15 protein-coding genes and 2 tRNA genes are annotated in these 15,072 nt (G+C 66.8%); 12 read left to right on the top strand and 5 right to left on the bottom strand.

Annotated elements, in window-relative coordinates:
- Positions 1-8: 8 nt before the first annotated feature.
- Both VFW04_07745 and VFW04_07740 read left to right on the top strand, forming a co-directional pair.
- On the top strand, positions 9-716 hold the full coding sequence (locus tag VFW04_07745) for an SURF1 family protein (protein HEX5179203.1): 708 nt from the start codon (positions 9-11) through the stop codon (positions 714-716).
- Positions 717-827: 111 nt separating this feature from the next.
- The gene (locus VFW04_07740) at positions 828-2,720 is read left to right on the top strand and encodes an acyl-CoA dehydrogenase family protein (protein HEX5179202.1); all 1,893 of its coding nucleotides are present in this window, start codon (positions 828-830) and stop codon (positions 2,718-2,720) included.
- Here the strand turns inward: VFW04_07740 and VFW04_07735 are convergent.
- Entirely contained in the window at positions 2,717-3,076 is a 360-nt protein-coding gene (locus tag VFW04_07735) for a heavy-metal-associated domain-containing protein (GenBank protein ID HEX5179201.1), read from the bottom strand. The two genes, VFW04_07740 and VFW04_07735, sit on opposite strands and share 4 nt — an antisense overlap.
- Positions 3,077-3,381: 305 nt before the next feature.
- Here VFW04_07735 and VFW04_07730 point away from each other — a divergent pair, with 305 nt between their 5' ends.
- Positions 3,382-4,272, top strand: coding sequence for an NAD(P)-dependent oxidoreductase (locus VFW04_07730; protein ID HEX5179200.1), 891 nt, complete (start codon positions 3,382-3,384; stop codon positions 4,270-4,272).
- A complete protein-coding gene (locus VFW04_07725; GenBank protein HEX5179199.1) occupies positions 4,269-5,519 on the top strand; it encodes a cysteine desulfurase-like protein in 1,251 nt (416 codons plus the stop codon). Before VFW04_07730 ends, VFW04_07725 begins: the two co-directional genes overlap by 4 nt.
- Before the next feature lie 15 nt (positions 5,520-5,534).
- Here the strand turns inward: VFW04_07725 and VFW04_07720 are convergent, their stop codons facing one another.
- Entirely contained in the window at positions 5,535-6,683 is a 1,149-nt protein-coding gene (locus VFW04_07720) for a putative glycoside hydrolase (GenBank protein HEX5179198.1), read from the bottom strand.
- A 115-nt stretch (positions 6,684-6,798) separates the two neighbouring features.
- Between VFW04_07720 and VFW04_07715 the strand changes: the two genes are divergently transcribed.
- From VFW04_07715 to VFW04_07695, 5 genes are all read left to right on the top strand, one after another.
- A complete protein-coding gene (locus VFW04_07715) occupies positions 6,799-8,520 on the top strand; it encodes an acyl-CoA thioesterase (GenBank protein HEX5179197.1) in 1,722 nt (573 codons plus the stop codon).
- A gap of 175 nt (positions 8,521-8,695) precedes the next feature.
- Positions 8,696-9,061 (top strand): hypothetical protein, encoded by a 366-nt coding sequence (locus tag VFW04_07710; protein HEX5179196.1) that lies wholly within the window; start codon positions 8,696-8,698, stop codon positions 9,059-9,061.
- 55 nt (positions 9,062-9,116) lie between these two features.
- Positions 9,117-9,527: a DUF2203 domain-containing protein gene (locus tag VFW04_07705; protein ID HEX5179195.1), complete on the top strand. Its 411-nt coding sequence runs from the start codon at positions 9,117-9,119 to the stop codon at positions 9,525-9,527.
- 186 nt (positions 9,528-9,713) lie between these two features.
- The gene (locus VFW04_07700) at positions 9,714-9,851 is read left to right on the top strand and encodes a hypothetical protein (protein ID HEX5179194.1); all 138 of its coding nucleotides are present in this window, start codon (positions 9,714-9,716) and stop codon (positions 9,849-9,851) included.
- A 167-nt stretch (positions 9,852-10,018) separates the two neighbouring features.
- Positions 10,019-10,387 (top strand): hypothetical protein, encoded by a 369-nt coding sequence (locus VFW04_07695; protein ID HEX5179193.1) that lies wholly within the window; start codon positions 10,019-10,021, stop codon positions 10,385-10,387.
- Positions 10,388-10,411: 24 nt separating this feature from the next.
- Here the strand turns inward: VFW04_07695 and rnz are convergent, their stop codons facing one another.
- Together rnz and VFW04_07685 are read right to left on the bottom strand one after the other, a co-directional pair.
- Entirely contained in the window at positions 10,412-11,353 is a 942-nt protein-coding gene (rnz, locus tag VFW04_07690) for a ribonuclease Z (protein HEX5179192.1), read from the bottom strand.
- Between the two features lie 45 nt (positions 11,354-11,398).
- Complete coding sequence (locus VFW04_07685; protein ID HEX5179191.1) at positions 11,399-12,358, bottom strand: threonine/serine dehydratase; 960 nt, start codon at positions 12,356-12,358, stop codon at positions 11,399-11,401.
- A gap of 231 nt (positions 12,359-12,589) precedes the next feature.
- Here VFW04_07685 and VFW04_07680 point away from each other — a divergent pair.
- Positions 12,590-12,662: transfer RNA gene (locus VFW04_07680), tRNA-Ala, on the top strand.
- Positions 12,663-12,904: 242 nt separating this feature from the next.
- On the opposite strand, the gene VFW04_07675 is transcribed toward VFW04_07680, so the two are convergent.
- Positions 12,905-14,191 (bottom strand): hypothetical protein, encoded by a 1,287-nt coding sequence (locus VFW04_07675; GenBank protein HEX5179190.1) that lies wholly within the window; start codon positions 14,189-14,191, stop codon positions 12,905-12,907.
- 208 nt (positions 14,192-14,399) lie between these two features.
- Between VFW04_07675 and VFW04_07670 the strand changes: the two genes are divergently transcribed.
- Together VFW04_07670 and VFW04_07665 are read left to right on the top strand one after the other, a co-directional pair.
- Positions 14,400-14,882, top strand: coding sequence for a hypothetical protein (locus VFW04_07670; protein HEX5179189.1), 483 nt, complete (start codon positions 14,400-14,402; stop codon positions 14,880-14,882).
- Between the two features lie 114 nt (positions 14,883-14,996).
- A tRNA-Gln gene (locus tag VFW04_07665) sits at positions 14,997-15,069 on the top strand.
- Positions 15,070-15,072: the final 3 nt, after the last annotated feature.

Raw genomic sequence — 15,072 nt, 5'->3', positions numbered from 1 at the left:
GGCGCTGCATGACGTGGCGCACGGTCATCGGATGCGTCGTCGCCGCGGGCGCGGCGGCGCTGTTCGCACGGTTGGGCGTGTGGCAACTGCACCGGCTCGCCGAACGCCGCGCGTTCAATGCGCAGTTCGAGCAGCGGCTGGCTGCGGCGCCGGTGCCGCTCGACAGTATCCCGCGCGACACCGCGCTCGCGAAATATCGCCGCGTGCGCGTCCACGGCACGTTCGACTACGACCACCAGTTCGTCATCACCGGCCGCTCGCGCGATGGTGCGCCCGGCGTATTCCTCATCACGCCGCTCAAGCCCGACACGGGCGCCCGCGCCGTGCTCGTGAATCGCGGCTGGGTCTACTCGCCCGATGCGTCGTCGGTGAACGCCTCGTTGTGGCTCGAGCCCGAACGCACCACCGTCGATGGATTCATCGAACCGATGCCCGCGCGCACCCACGACACATCGCAGTCCGCCACCAATCCGCGCGCATGGAGAGAGCTCGACTACGCGCGCGCCACGGCGGATCTGCCTTACGCAATCGAGCCGTACAGCGTCGTCGAGCTGGCAAACGGACCGCGTCCGGTCGGCGCCCCGACTCGACTCCAGTTGCCGGCCATGGACGACGGTCCGCACCTGAGCTACGCGATTCAGTGGTTCACGTTCGCCGCCATTGCGCTCTACGGCGCCGTCTACCTGCTCTGGTTGGAACATCGCGGATCAGGTTGACGCGTGGTTCAGCTGATTGTCCGGCCTCCCGGCGCGCGTGTATTTTGAGAATGCGACGCGGGAGCGCCGCCTCCCGCACAGGCGGGACACAACCGACAAGGGTGATCTCGCATGGCAGACACCACACACGGACTGGCCTCCGAGCAAGAAGCCCGCGACGTTGCCGAAGCCGCGCGCGAGAGCGAATGGGTCCAGCCGAGCTTTCTTCAAGAATTGTTTCTCGGCCGGTTCAGGCCGGAGATCATTCATCCATTTCCGGCCGACGACCCCGAAGAAACGGCGCGCGCGAAGCCGTTCGTCGATGCCTTACGGAGCTACCTCGAACGGTATCCGTCGGACGACGTGGATCGAACCGGCGAGATCCCCGAGCCGCTCGTGCAGGAGCTGCGCGAGATGGGCGCCTTCGGCATCAAGATTCCGCGCGAATACGGCGGACTCGGACTCTCACAGACGAGCTACATCCGCGCGATGGGCATGGTCACATCGCGCGATGGTTCGCTCACCGCGCTGCTCTCCGCGCACCAGTCCATCGGCCTGCCGCAGCCGCTCAAGTTGTTCGGCAGCGACGCGCAGAAAAAGAAATATTTTCCGCGACTGGCCAAGGGCGCGATCTCCGCGTTCGCGTTGACTGAAGTCGACGCGGGCAGCGATCCCGCCAACATGCGCACCTCCGCCGACCCCACCCCGGACGGCTCGGCCTTCATTCTGAACGGACAGAAGTTGTGGTGCACCAACGGCACGCGCGCGGAACTCATGGTGGTGATGGCGCGCACGCCGGATGCAGTCGTGCACGGCAAGCCGAAGAAGCAGATCACCGCCTTCATCGTCGAGACCAGTTGGCCCGGCGTCGAGATCGTGCACCGCTGCCGCTTCATGGGACTCAAGGCCATCGAGAACGGTGTCATCCGCTTCACCAACGTGCGGGTGCCGCGCGAAAACATTTTGTGGGAGGAAGGCAAAGGCCTCAAGCTCGCGCTGATCACGCTCAACACGGGCCGCCTAACGCTGCCGGCGAGCGCCGCGTATGCGGCCAAGAGCATGGTGCGCGTGGCGCGCGAGTGGTCCAACGAGCGCGTGCAGTGGGGACAACCCATCGGCAAGCACGAAGCCGTGGCGCAGAAGCTCGCGCGCATGGCGGCGAACACCTTCGCGATGGAATCCGTGGCCGAGCTCGCCAGCAAAATGGCCGACCGCGGCGGCTACGACATCCGCCTCGAAGCCGCGATCGCGAAGATGTGGAACACCGAAGCCGGCTGGCGCATCGTCGACGACACGCTGCAGATTCGCGGCGGCCGCGGCTACGAAACTGCCGACTCGCAACGTGCGCGCGGCGAACGCCCGATCCCCATCGAGCGCGCCATGCGCGACTTCCGCATCAATCTCATTTTCGAAGGCTCGTCGGAGATCATGCGATTGTTCATCGCGCGCGAAGCAGTCGACTTCCACTTCCGCACGGCATTCGATCTCGTGAATCCAAAGGCGACGGGCAAGCAGCGCATGGCTGCACTCCGCCGGTCCGCCAGGTTCTACCCCATGTGGTACACGTCGCGCTGGGTGGGCGGCTTCCGGTCGTACGGCGACTTCGGCCACCTCGCCGACCACATGCGCTTCATCGAACGCGCCACCCGCCGGTTAGGCCGATCGATTTTCCACGCGATGGTCAAGCTCGGCCCCAAGCTCGAGAAGCGGCAGATGGTGCTCTTCCGCGCGGTCGACATCGGAGCCGAGCTGTTCGCCATGTCGGCATCGTGCGTGCGCGCAGTGAGCGTGGCCAGGAACGGCGACGCAAACGCGATCGACCTCGCCGATGTGTTCTGTCGCGAAGCCCGGATGCGCATCGCCGAGCACCACCGCAATTTGTTCGGCCCAACGGACGGCGCGCTCTACCGGCTGTCGCAGCGCGTGATGGCGGGCGAGTTCACATGGCTCGAACAGGGCATCGTCGCCATGGAGTCGGAGGAGACCGAAACGGCCACTGCTGAGCTGATCGCGGCCGCGCGCTAGCGGCCGAGCAAGGGCAGCCGCCGCTCGTCGCGGATCTCGGTCACGACATAGCCGGCCGTTTCGATCGCCTCGATGATCTGCTCGTGGGTCGCCCGACCGTCATGTTCGATGGTCGCGCGACCCACTTTGACGTCTGCGGTACTGATGCCTTCCACCCCCGTCAGAGCGGTGAAGACGGCGTGCGCCGCATGTACGGACAGCATGCCCTGGATGGTGACCGACGTCGTGATGCGCACGCCGCAAAATAAGCGCGCGAGCACCAGGCGCGCGGTACCGGTTCGTAGCCGGGGGAAAATCGAACGGACGAGAGAAGATGGATCGTGAGGCAGGCCGGACGGGCACAGTGCTACGCTCATGAAGACGCGGACAAAGCAGGACACAACAGACAAAGCACCGAAAAAGAATCAACGCCTTGGTGTTGCTCGTGTCGTGTCCGCTGAATCCAGCACCGCCGCGCTTCCCGAAATTCCCGAAGAACCAACAACCAACGGATCGATGCCCTCCAGCTGTGACTAAGCCGGCGCCGAGCAGCCGAGCGATCCGTGCCGTTCTCCGTGCTGTTCTCCGTTCAATCTGCTCTCAAGCCCACCACGCTCGCTCCGCCTTTGACATCGCGCTGCCTGTCAACGAAGTTCCGGTGTCCTCGCCACCGCTTCCTCGCATGACTCAGATCGCATTCCTCGGATTGGGCGCGATCGGCACGCCAATGGCGCGCCACCTCGCCCAACCGCCGTTCACACTCACGGTATGGAACCGCACGCGCGCACGCGCGGACGAATTCGCACGCAGCACGGGCGCGCGCGCCGCGGCCACGCCGCGAGAGGCGGCGACGGGCGCCGTCTTCGTCGTCACGTGCCTGCCGACGTCCCGCGAGGTCGAGTCGCTGCTCGACGGCGCCGATGGCCTGATCGCCGGCATGGCGCGCGGCAGCATGCTCATCGACTGCACGTCGGGTGACCCGGCGACATCGCGCCGCATCGCGGCACGGTTAGGCGAGCGCGGCATCGGCTTCGTCGATGCGCCGGTGAGCGGCGGCACCGTGGGCGCCGAGCGCGGCACGCTGACGGTGATGTGCGGCGGAGACGCCGAGTCGTTCGAGCGCGCGCGGCCCGTCATCGATGCGTTCGGCGAAAAGCTCGTCCACTGCGGCCCGGTCGGCACCGGCCACGCGCTCAAATCGGTGAACAACGCGCTGCTGGCGGTGCACGTGTGGGCCACCGGCGAAGGACTCGCCGCGCTCGCCAAAGCGGGCGTGTCGCCCAAGATCGCGCTGGACGTGATCAACGCATCGAGCGGACGCAGCAACACATCGCAGAACCTGTTTCCCGAGCGCGTGCTCACGCGCGCATTTCCGCGCACGTTTCGCCTGGCGCTGCTCGACAAGGACGTCGGCATCGCGGCCGGCGTCGCGCGCGAGCAGCACGTCGCGTCGCCGCTCTTGCAGCTCACGAGCGAACTGTTCCGCGCCGCGCGCACATTGTTAGGCGAAGAGGCCGATCACGTCGAGGCCGTGCGCGTCATCGAAGCGTGGTCGGGGGTCGAGATCACGTGACGAGCGCGCCCGTCACCGCCGACGGACGCGTCCAGTCCACGGACGCGATTCGCCAACATTTCCCGGCGCTGGAGCGGCGCCAGGCCGGACGCTGGGTCGCCTACTTCGACGGACCCGGTGGCACGCAGGTGCCGCGCATGGTCACCGACGCCGTGACCGCGTACCTGCTGCATCACAACGCCAATACGCACTGGGCATATCCGACGAGCATCGAGACGGATGCGGCGATCGCGCGCGCACGACGCGCCATCGCCGACCTGCTCAACGCCCGCGACGACGAGATCGCGTTCGGGCAGAACATGACGTCGCTCACATTTCACGTAGCGCGCGGCATCGGGCGGCGGCTGAGCGTCGGCGACGAGATCGTGGTGACCGAGCTCGATCACCACGCCAACATCGCGCCGTGGCGCGCGCTCGAGGCGGAGCGCGGTGTGACCGTGCGCATGGTGCGCATGCACCCCGACACGGGGCAGCTCGACTGGGACGATCTCGAGCGGTCGATCGGCAGGCGCACGCGCGTGGTGGCGATCGGGGCCGCGTCCAATGCGTTAGGCACGATCACCGACGTGGCGCGCGCCACGCGGCTCGCGCACGCGGTCGGGGCGATCGCGTTCGTCGACGCCGTGCATTACGCGCCGCACCAGCTCGTCGATGTGCGCGCCATCGGCTGCGACTTCCTCGCGTGCTCGGCCTACAAGTTTTACGGGCCGCACCTGGGCATTCTGTACGGAACCAGCGAGCGCATTCTGGAGGTCGATGTGCCGCGCCTCGAGCCGGCGCCCGACACGGCGCCCGAGCGGCTCGAGACGGGCACGCAGAATCACGAAGGCATCGTCGGCGCCGCGGCGGCCGTCGACTTCCTCGCATCCCTCGGCGCCGGCGACACGCGGCGCGCCCGGCTCGCGTCGGCGTTCGAGGCGCTGCACGCACGCGGCACCGCGTTAATCACGAGCATGTGGAACGGGCTGTCCGCGATTCGCGGCGTGCGCGTGTTCGGGCCGCCGCCATCGTCGCCGCGCACGCCCACGATCTCGTTTGCGGTCGCGGGCCGCTCATCCACTGATGTCGCGCGCGAACTCGCCGATCGCGCAGTCTACGCATCCAACGGCGACTTCTACGCGGCCACGGTGATCGAGCGCATTGGCATGGCGCCCGACGGCGTCGTGCGCGCCGGCTGCGCATGCTACACGACGCAGGACGAGGTCGACCGGCTCGTCGCGGCCGTCAGCGAGATCGCGCGAGGGTGACGGCAGCGCCGCGTGCTAGCGAGACGCTTCCTTGCTCCCGAACGGTTTCTTGCGCGAGACCGTCGTCTTCTCGAGCGCGGGCACGAACGCCTCGTACAACGAGCCCGGGTTCCACAGCGTCCAACTGTCGTAGCCCGCGTCGTACACCGCCCGCTTCTGTTCCTCCAGCTCGTGCGCCCCGTAGCGCGGCTTGCCCAACGTGAACGCCTGCAGCCACGGGCGCACGTGCGCCGACGAACCGATCCGGAGCTTGAGGTCGCGCTCGTGCGCGCGGCTCGTCGCATCGTAGATTACCTGGTACGGGTTGGCGTTAGGCAGCGCCAGCCCGAACGCGCCGTGCGGATAAAGCGACGGATACACCATCGGCAGCAGCACGTCCAGCCTCGGCGATAACGGCTCCCACTGCTGGCCCACCTCGAGGGCGCCCGGGACCGTCGTCACCAATCCGAAGATGTCGGCGGTACAGAGCGCGCCCGCTTTCCGGACGCGCGGACATGCCGCCTCGAGAAAACGCACCAGCGCCTGCGGTTTCGTCATCCCGTTCGCATCGCGGAACACCTGCGGCGGCAGACTGGGATACGGCTCGGGGAACCGGATGTAATCGAACTGCACCTCGGCGAAGCCTAACCGGGCCATCTCCTCGGCGACCCGGATGTCGTAGTCCCAGATCGTCGTGTCGTAGGGATCCACCCACGTCAGGCCCTTCTTGTCGCGCCAGGGTTGCCCGTTAGGCTGATGGATCACGTGGTCGGGATTCACGCGCGCCGCCACCGAATCCTTGAACACCACCAGCCGCGCGATCGGCCGGATGCGGTGCGCCTTGAGCGTGTCCAACAGCTCGGCCAGATGGGGAATGCGGCCCCCGTGTCCCGCGTTCCGCTCCACGACCGGATCCGTCGACTCGAAGTTGAGGCCGAATTCATCCTTCATGTCGATCACGAGCGCGTTGATCTCCGTCGAATCGGCCAGCGCGATGAGCTGCCGCATGCGGCGCGGACTCTGCGACGCCCAACGATTCACGTACAACGCGCGCACGATCGTCGTGTCGTCGAGCGACACCGGACGCGCCGCGGCCGCCGGCCCCGCCTGCGCCGAGAGCGTTGGGCAGAGAGCCGCAAGCCCGCACGCGGCGGACACGGCGACGAACCACAAAGTTTTTCGCATGGATGATCGGTGCTCCGCACGACCGAATGGAGAGTAGCGGCCTTGCCCGCCGCATCTGCACAATGTACGACGCCCGGCCCGCTCCCGTCACACGCTATATTTGCATGCACGCTGCATGACCGTACCACTCTGTCCAACCACTCGCCGGCTCCGGCCGCGCACCCGCGTCCGCGTCACCTCCGTTTTCGTTGCCGGACTGGCGTGCGCGATCGCGACGGCATGTCATCGCCCGAAACCAAACCCGCCGACGGCCGACTTCCTCCTCTTCACCGCCGACTCGACGTTCTGGATCCACTCGGGACCGCAAGGCATCCACGCACGCGGGTCGCCCATCCAGTTGGCACGCTACGGCGGCAAATACTACGAGGTGTACGTCGCCGACGATGACCGCTCCTACACCGACGCCGAAATCGTCGGCCAGCAGGTGTGGCGACGAGACATTCTGAGCGGCGACTCGTCGCTCGTGTTCCGCGACACGACGATCGAAGGCATCGAGCACTGGTACGCACGCACCCATCCCGACGACCACCCCCTCGATCCCAACGACGATTCGGATGACGACGATCCGCGCGTCTCAGCGACCAGCGAGCTCGATCTGCTCGACCAGTTCGGACCGTACGTGTCGTACGAATACCGCGCCGACCTCACACTCGATGCCGGCGACGAGTGGCACATCGCTCGACGCGGAGTGCTCGACCTGCGCCGCGCACGCGACGTGAGTGTCCGCGATCTTTTCGGCGACACGACGGCGCGTACACTCATCTCCAAGGGACGCGTCCTGTTCGGCCAGGCGCTGGACTCGGTCCTCGCGTCGCGCGATGCGCGCGCTCGTCGAGCCGCCGACGCCATCGGCGACTTCGCCTTCGACAGCGGCAGCTACAATCTGGTTCAGCGCGCCGGCAAACCGGCGATCGAGTTCGTATCGCCCGGCAAAGGGAGCCGCGGCGGCGGCCTCACGCTCCAGCTGCCGACGATTGCGACCGTGTCGCCCGCGTGGTGGAACGTGAAGGACGCCGGCCTGCCCGACAGCAGCGACTCGTCCAGCGAACGATGGAAAAGCGGACACCTCCAAGTCGTTGCCCGCGCGGTTGCCGGAGGCGACTCGGCGCAGGTCGAATTGATAGACAGCGCGCGACACGTCTGGAACGCCGGAGAAGTCGAAGGATCTGTTCAACGTTTGTACTGGCTGAACAAGCCGACCACCGACACCACAACTTTACGGGCGCTCGCCCGCGCTTTCGATGAAGCTGCCCTCTACTCTGACGAGGCCCGAACCGCGATGACCAAAGTTCCGCCCGAGTCCCAGGGGACTCCGATTGCGCACACCGCTTCTCGAGACGGTCGTCCAGTGCGCGCGTCGCAGCACGAGACCTCCGAGATCATGATGCCGCAGCACGCGAACGTGCTCGGGCACGTGTTCGGAGGTGTCATTCTGTCCATGATGGACAAGGCTGCGGCCGTGGCTGCCATTCGCCACGCGCGCGGGAATTGCGTCACGGTGTCCGTCGATCGCGTCGACTTCCGAGAGCCCATCCACGTGGGCGACCTCGTGGTGATGAAGGCCAGCGTGAACTACGCCGGCCGGACATCCATGGAAGTCGGCGTGCAGGTCGAGGCGGAGAACATGGTTTCGGGCGTACGACGTCACACCAACTCGTGCTACGTCACGTTTGTAGCCATCGACCGAAACGGGAAACCGGTAGAAGTCCCGCAGGTGATTCCGGAGACCGAAGTCGAACGCCGTCGGTACGCAGCGGCGATGGAGCGTCGTCGTCGCCGCCTCGAGGAACGGGCCGCGGAAGAGACAGGCCGTGGAAGCGGCGGCGGCGCGGGATGACGGGTGAGCAGATGACAGTCACAGGAGACTGGTAGCGCGACGCACCAAGCCGACGCCGCGCGCCGAGGAGATTGGTGCCATGGCGAATCGAGCGTTTGTGTTCGCGGTATGCGGGATGGTGATTGCTGCATCGATTGGATGTGAACGCGGCCAGGCGAGCCCGGTGAGCGCCGCAATGACAGCGCGTCCACATTCGCGCTTCACGAGTGCCGCGGACAGCGTGCAGATGGAGGCGATCAAACACAGTATCGACTCGGTCACTGCGGATCTCGACAGCATGTCGTCCGCATCGGGCGATGCCCAACGGCACATGCTGCCGGCGCACGAGCAACTGGTGAGCGAGTTTCTCACGCGAAACGACGCGAAGATGCGCGCCATGCACGTCAAGATCGACCCCGACTGGCTGACGGTGATCGATTCGGTGCGCAACGATCTGGCGCGCATGCCTAACATGTCGTCGAAGCAGCTGCACGCGTTTTTCCCCGAGCACGCGCGGCGCGTGATGCGCATCGTGGCCTGCATCGACATGCGCGACATGTGACGGTGCGCCGCGCCGCCGCTTGCGGCCGCCCGGCCGGACGCGCAAGATGAGTGCGATGAAGCCCCCGCCATTCACCGCCGATCAGGCCACGCGGACCCTTCCGTTGGTCAGCCGTATCGTGCGCGACATCGTGCGCCTATATGCGAAGTGGCGCGAGCGGGTGGCCGAGTTGGAGCTTGCCGCGGCGACCTCGCGGGCCGACGATCCCGACCCGCGACTCGCCGTGTTGGAGCGTGACACGCAGGACCTGGCCGCCGAGATCGAGGGGTGCATCCGCGAGATCCAGGCGCTGGGCGCCGAATACAAGACGCCCCTCGATGCCGGCCTCGTCGATTTTCCCGCGGAGATGGACGGGCGGCCCGTCTACCTGTGTTGGCGCTTGGGAGAGCCTGCGGTGGATCATTGGCACGAGATCGACGCAGGCTTCACCGGCCGTCAACCGCTTGCCGTCCAACCGATTGCATAACCAGAAATGGCCAAGAAACGCAAATTCGAACGCACGTTCACCGACGTAGAGGCGCGCAGCTGGAGGGTCGAAGTCAGGCTCGCTGGTTCGAGCAATGCAATGGTTCTGTTCCGGAAGATTGGCGCTCCGAACTCACGGGAGGACCGTTACGCGTGGTTCAACTCGGACAGTCCGGAGGCGCGCAGCGTGACCTCGCATCTGGATGGGTCGGAAATTTTGCGCGGGTTGACCGACGGCCAGGTGGCGCTGCTCTTTCGCAAGTCCATGTTGATCGCCGCGGCGTCGAATCCGCTCGGTATTCCGGTGACGCAGTTCGCGGTCTGATACCTGTCTACCCGGCTGGTTGCGTCCGCCGGGACATGCCGTACGTTTTACGCTCGACGCCACCGCGGGTTGCGCCGCGCGCGACGGGGCTCCAATGTGGGCTTGCGTACGAGTGCGACGATGCAGTCGGCTGGAGTTGGCGTTTCCACTTCAACGAGGGTCATCCAATGACTGACGTTGCTCGACGGGTGCGGGCCGGTTCTGCAGTCACTCTCGTTCTCTTCGCGCTGGCGGCATGCAGCAGCGGAGAAGAAAAAGGGCCGAAGCCGGGCGAGCTCATCGTGCACGGCACCGTGCACATGGTGACGGCGGCCGACAGTTCGACGTGCTGGAAGTTCACGTCGACGAAGGGCAAAGACTACGAGTTGCAGCCGGCGCAGGTGCCTAACGACCTGCTGGTGGACAACGCGAGCGCGAAGCTGATCATCACGCCGCTCGCGGGTGGCGGCGGCACCTTCTGCAAGCTCGGCCCGGTGGTGACGGTGGACTCGGTGGATTCGGTGAGCGCCGGGGCGCCCGCGCCGACGGGGACGTGAGTCAGGCGGGCGCGGCGTGCGTCGTCACGCTGCGCCCTGCTCCGCATCCGGCGCGTACGGGATCTCGACCTCCATCCCGTCACGCGCCGCGATTGCGTCGGGGAATCGTTCGCGGGCTTCCCGCACCAGCGCAGCGGTATCGCGCGAGTAGCGCGCCGAGAAATGCGTGAGCACGAGGCGTTTGACGCCGGCGCGCGCGGCGAGCTCCGCGGCTTCGCGCGCCGTGGAATGCCCGGTCTCCACGGCGCGCTCGGCTTCCTCGTCGCCGAAGGTGGCCTCGTGGATCAGCAGGTCGGCGCCGGCCGCGGCCTCGCCTAACCGCTCGTTAGGCCTGGTGTCGCCGGAGAGCGCCACGCGGCGTCCGGGGCGGGTGGGTCCGACCAGCGCCGACGGCGACACCTCGCGCCCGTCGTCCAGCGTCACGGCCTGCCCGTGATGGAGGCGGCCCCACAGCGGGCCCTCGGGTATGCCTAACGAACGCGCCAGCTCCGGATTGAACCGTCCTCGGCGCTCCTCTTCGGTGAGGACGTAGGCGAGGGCCGTCGCGCCGCGGTGGTCCACCGGCACGGCGGAAATCGCGTAGCCGTCGCGCGCGACGCTGTTGCCGGGCTCGAGCTCGGTGATCTCGACGGGGAATCCGATCCGATCGACGCCGAAATGCGCGGCGGCGCGCAGCACGCGTGCGGCGCCCCGCGGGCCCCAGAGCCGGAACGGGGTCTCGCGTCCCTGGAGTGCGAGGGTGCGAAACAGCCCGACGATCCCGATGAGGTGATCGCCGTGGAAGTGGGTGAAGAAGATGTCGGACAGCGCGAACGAGATGCCGTACCGCATCATCTGTCGCTGCGTGCCTTCGCCGCAGTCGAACAGCAGCGTTTCGCCCTCGCGGATGATTGCGAGCGACGAAACGCCGCGCTCCACCGTTGGACGGGCTGCGGACGTGCCGAGGAATCGGACTGAGAGCGACATGTGAGATCGTCGCGGAATATAGTAGGCGCGGACTCTTCGGCTGGGTCAGCCGGCGACGATGGCGTCCAGTCGGTCTCGGTCGATGTTGCCGCCGCTGACGACGATGGCGACGGGACTGGGCCAGTCTGGCGCGTGTCCCTCGAGAATGGCGGCGACGCCGACGGCGCCCGCGCCTTCGACGGTGAGCGCCTCGTCTCGCGCCAGGATGGCGATCGCGTTTGCGATGCTGGACTCATCGACGGTGACGATGTCGTCGAGCGTGTGGCGTCCGATGTCGAAGGCGAGATCATCGATGTCGCCGGCGAGACCATCGGCCAGCGTCGGCACCGACGGTATTGGGACGAGCGATGACGCCGACAGCGAGCGCGCCATGGCTGCAGTATTCACGCTTTGGGCACCGACGATGTGTGTTTCGGGTGCGACGTGCCGCAACAGCACTCCGCAGCCGCCGAGCAGTCCGGCGCCGCCGACGGGCGTAACGATGGTTGCGAGGGTGGGCAGTTCCTCCAGGATTTCGAGGGCGACGGTCCCTTGTCCGGCGATGAGTGCGTCGCCGGTGCACGGGTGAATGAACGTAGCGTCGCGGTCGCGGGCGAACGTCATCGCGCGGGCCATGGCGGCATCATAATGTTGCGCGTCGGCGTTGACGGCGGCGCCGAGTGCTTCGATGCCGTCGCGTTTGACCTTGGGAGCGGTGCGGGGAATGAAAATGGTTGCCGGCGCGTGGAAATGATTTGCGCTCCAGGCGACGCCCAATCCGTGGTTGCCGGCAGAAGACGCGACGATGCCGCGCGCGCGAACTTCGGGCGGGAGTGTCGCGACGGTGTTGAATGCGCCGCGGAGCTTGAACGACCCGGTGATCTGGGTGCATTCGAGCTTGAGGTAGATGTCGCGCTTCGCGCGTTCGCTTAGTGAGAGCGAGAGGCGCAGTGGCGTATGGCGGACGACGTCGCGAATGCGATGGGCCGCGGCGAAAATCTCTGTTGGGCGCAGGTCTTTGAACATTTTGGCATGCTATGTGTAAGACAACAACGAGTAAAGAAGGAAGGGGAAGCCGAGGATCGTGACGGTTGGTAAGACAGTGCGTCCTAGCATTGACGCAGCGTAGCCAAGCTTGACCGGCCCCAGCGAAGCGAGTAGCATTCTGCAGCTTGTTGCGGCCCCGCCACTGGCGGGGTTTTTGACGAGCGGGGCGAGCGGGAGCACAAAACGACCCGATCGCTGCAAGTGGTTGACGGGGCTGTAGCTCAGCTGGGAGAGCGCTGCAATCGCACTGCAGAGGTCAGGGGTTCGATCCCCCTCAGCTCCATGGCACGCCGGCTGCCAGGATAGCCGGGAGCCAACGTTCTGCGGCGTGCGCCTTCGATCGGTAGGACAGAGAGTTCCAATGACGGAGGTGTCACCCGCTTCTGCGAAGGGGTCCCATCGCCCGCCACTGTTCGGTAGGACGGAGAGTTCCAATGACGGTGAGCGTGGCATCCCCCTCGCGGATTTGATCGGGGTACGAAGAACGAATGGGCTGAGCGCAGCGGTGGTCCGCGGCGCTCTTTTTTATTGTCCGGCGGTCTGGGTGAGCTGTGCGACATCGTCGCGCAGTGCGGACAACGTCTCGCCTGCGAACTGGTCGAACTCCGTTTCGGCGCCGGTCCGAAAGTCTTCGACTGCCGCATCGCCGAGTCCTCCGAGCCAGCGCATGATGCGGCTTTCGCGGACGGTGAGGTCGTACTCGCGGAAGATGACGGTTGGCGCTTCGTGGGCCTGGCCGTCGCGGATGTCGAAGGTCACACTGGCGCCCGAGCCCTGGAAGGGGCGTTGGAGCGGCGCCTTGAGCATGGTTTCGACGAGCGGCGGCAGCTGCCAGTCCGGCTCTTTGCGGAACGTGGCGGTGAAGGCGTGCTCGTTAGGCGCGCGGGTGATGGTGACGTCGCCGACGAGGTTGGCGAGGCCGACGCGGAAGATGAAGGTGCGGGTGGCGGCATCGATGCGGACGTGCAGGTGGTCGGGCATGCGGTCGGGCGGTCCGCGGAGCGGCGCGAGGTTGCCGTTGGCGACGCGGAGGTCGAGCGACCAGGCGTCGCCGCGTTTCGCGGCGTCCCACCATGCGCGGTTGGCGTCGTCGAAGACGAGGATCTCGCCGCCGGTGGGCGAGACGTAGTGCGACAGATAATGCGCGAGCCGCGGAAACGTGTTCGTTAGGCGTTCGGCGTGGATGGTGCCGGCGAGGTGGACGTCGGCGCCGCCGTCTTTGTTAGGCGTCAGGCGGAGGGTGTCGAGCGAGACCGCGCGGCCGAGGGCCGCGGTGGTGCGCGGGAGGTCGTGGTCGATCGCCGCGTGCGCGTCCGCTCCATTGCGTTCGTGCTCGGCGGCCGCGAAGAGCGCGGTGAGCGCGGCGCCCAACTGATCGCCGGTGACGGTGCCGACGGCGAGCTCATCGCGCACGTTCCACGCGTAGTCATCGCCGCCGTCGTGCGTTAGGCGCATCACTCGGCGATAGTCGGCGGGGGCGACGGGGGGCGGCGCGTCGCCGGCCACGACCAGTGCGTAGTGATTGGGCGTGCCGTGGCCGGCGAGCACGAGCGTGCGGGTGTCGCCGCTCGTGGCGGTCCAGGCCGTGTTGTCATGGAAGAGCTTGGATGGAACGAGCGCGGACTTGGCGAAGCGCGGGCGCAGCGCGTCGAAGCGGGCGTCGCGGCCGTGCGGGCCGAATCGCGCGGCGAGGGACTCGAGGAGCTCGTCGGACGTGGACGGAGCACCGAGGGCGGCGGCAGGCGCCCGGCAGGCCGCGAGCACGGACACGGCGGCCAGGGCAGCGAGGCGCGAGCGGGTGTGGAGCGGCACGCGCTCAATCTCGACGGCCGGCGAGCGCGGTGGAAGGGGTTGTCGCCGCAGATGTTAGGCTGTGTCGAGCGGCAGGTGAGGGCGGGCGCCGGTCGCCTAACTGAGTGGATGCCTCCGCTGTCTCCCCCTTGCGTCCGTGTCGACATCGCCGATACTTGAGCGTTCGGGCGCGCCCAACGGCGGGTCGTCCCATTCCATGGTTAGGCACATGCAACGCTTCGCACGATCGCTCGCCTTCGTTGGCGTGATGGCCGTCGCCGTCGGGTGCAGCGGGTCGACATCCGTTCGTCCGTTCGGCGGCACGTACGACCTGGCTACGGTGGATGACGCCGGCGTTCCGCAGCCGTTGGTTCCGGGCACCACCACGCCGGAGCTGCTTGCCGGCACGTTGCGGGTGGGCGCGGACTCGCTTGACGTGACGCTGACGGAGCAGGACATCGGGAGCACGGGGCAGCCGGTCGACGACCCGCTGCAGTTCGTCTACTCCATTCCATACGCGCGACTCGGCGACTCGCTTTATTTGCCGAGTGACACGTTGGCTTTGCACGATTCGCTTTACATTGGACCGCCGCCGCCGGCGATTGGGGCGATTCTCGGGAGCAGTGTTCGGTTGGTGCTGCTCGTTGCGGCCGCTTCAAGCACCGGGTTTCACGACCTTGCCCGGCAATTTCTCTTCATTCCTGCGAGGTGAGTCATGCGACGGTGCACCGTGCAGTTCGCGGCTCGACGTCGGGCAACTTGAGGCGTTGGGGGTGGAGAGGATAGATTGCGGTTCGTTTTGCGTAGCATGGACAACCGAAAGCACTGCCCCTTGGTGTAACTGGCAACACGCCTGACTCTGGATCAGGAGAGTCCTGGTTCGAGCCCAGGAGGGGCAACTG

It is taken from the genome of Gemmatimonadaceae bacterium (genome assembly GCA_036273715.1).
Taxonomy (GTDB): Bacteria; Gemmatimonadota; Gemmatimonadetes; order Gemmatimonadales; family Gemmatimonadaceae; genus JADGGM01.
Note: the sequence above shows the minus strand (reverse complement) of the source record. Positions and strands in the feature narration are given on the sequence as shown.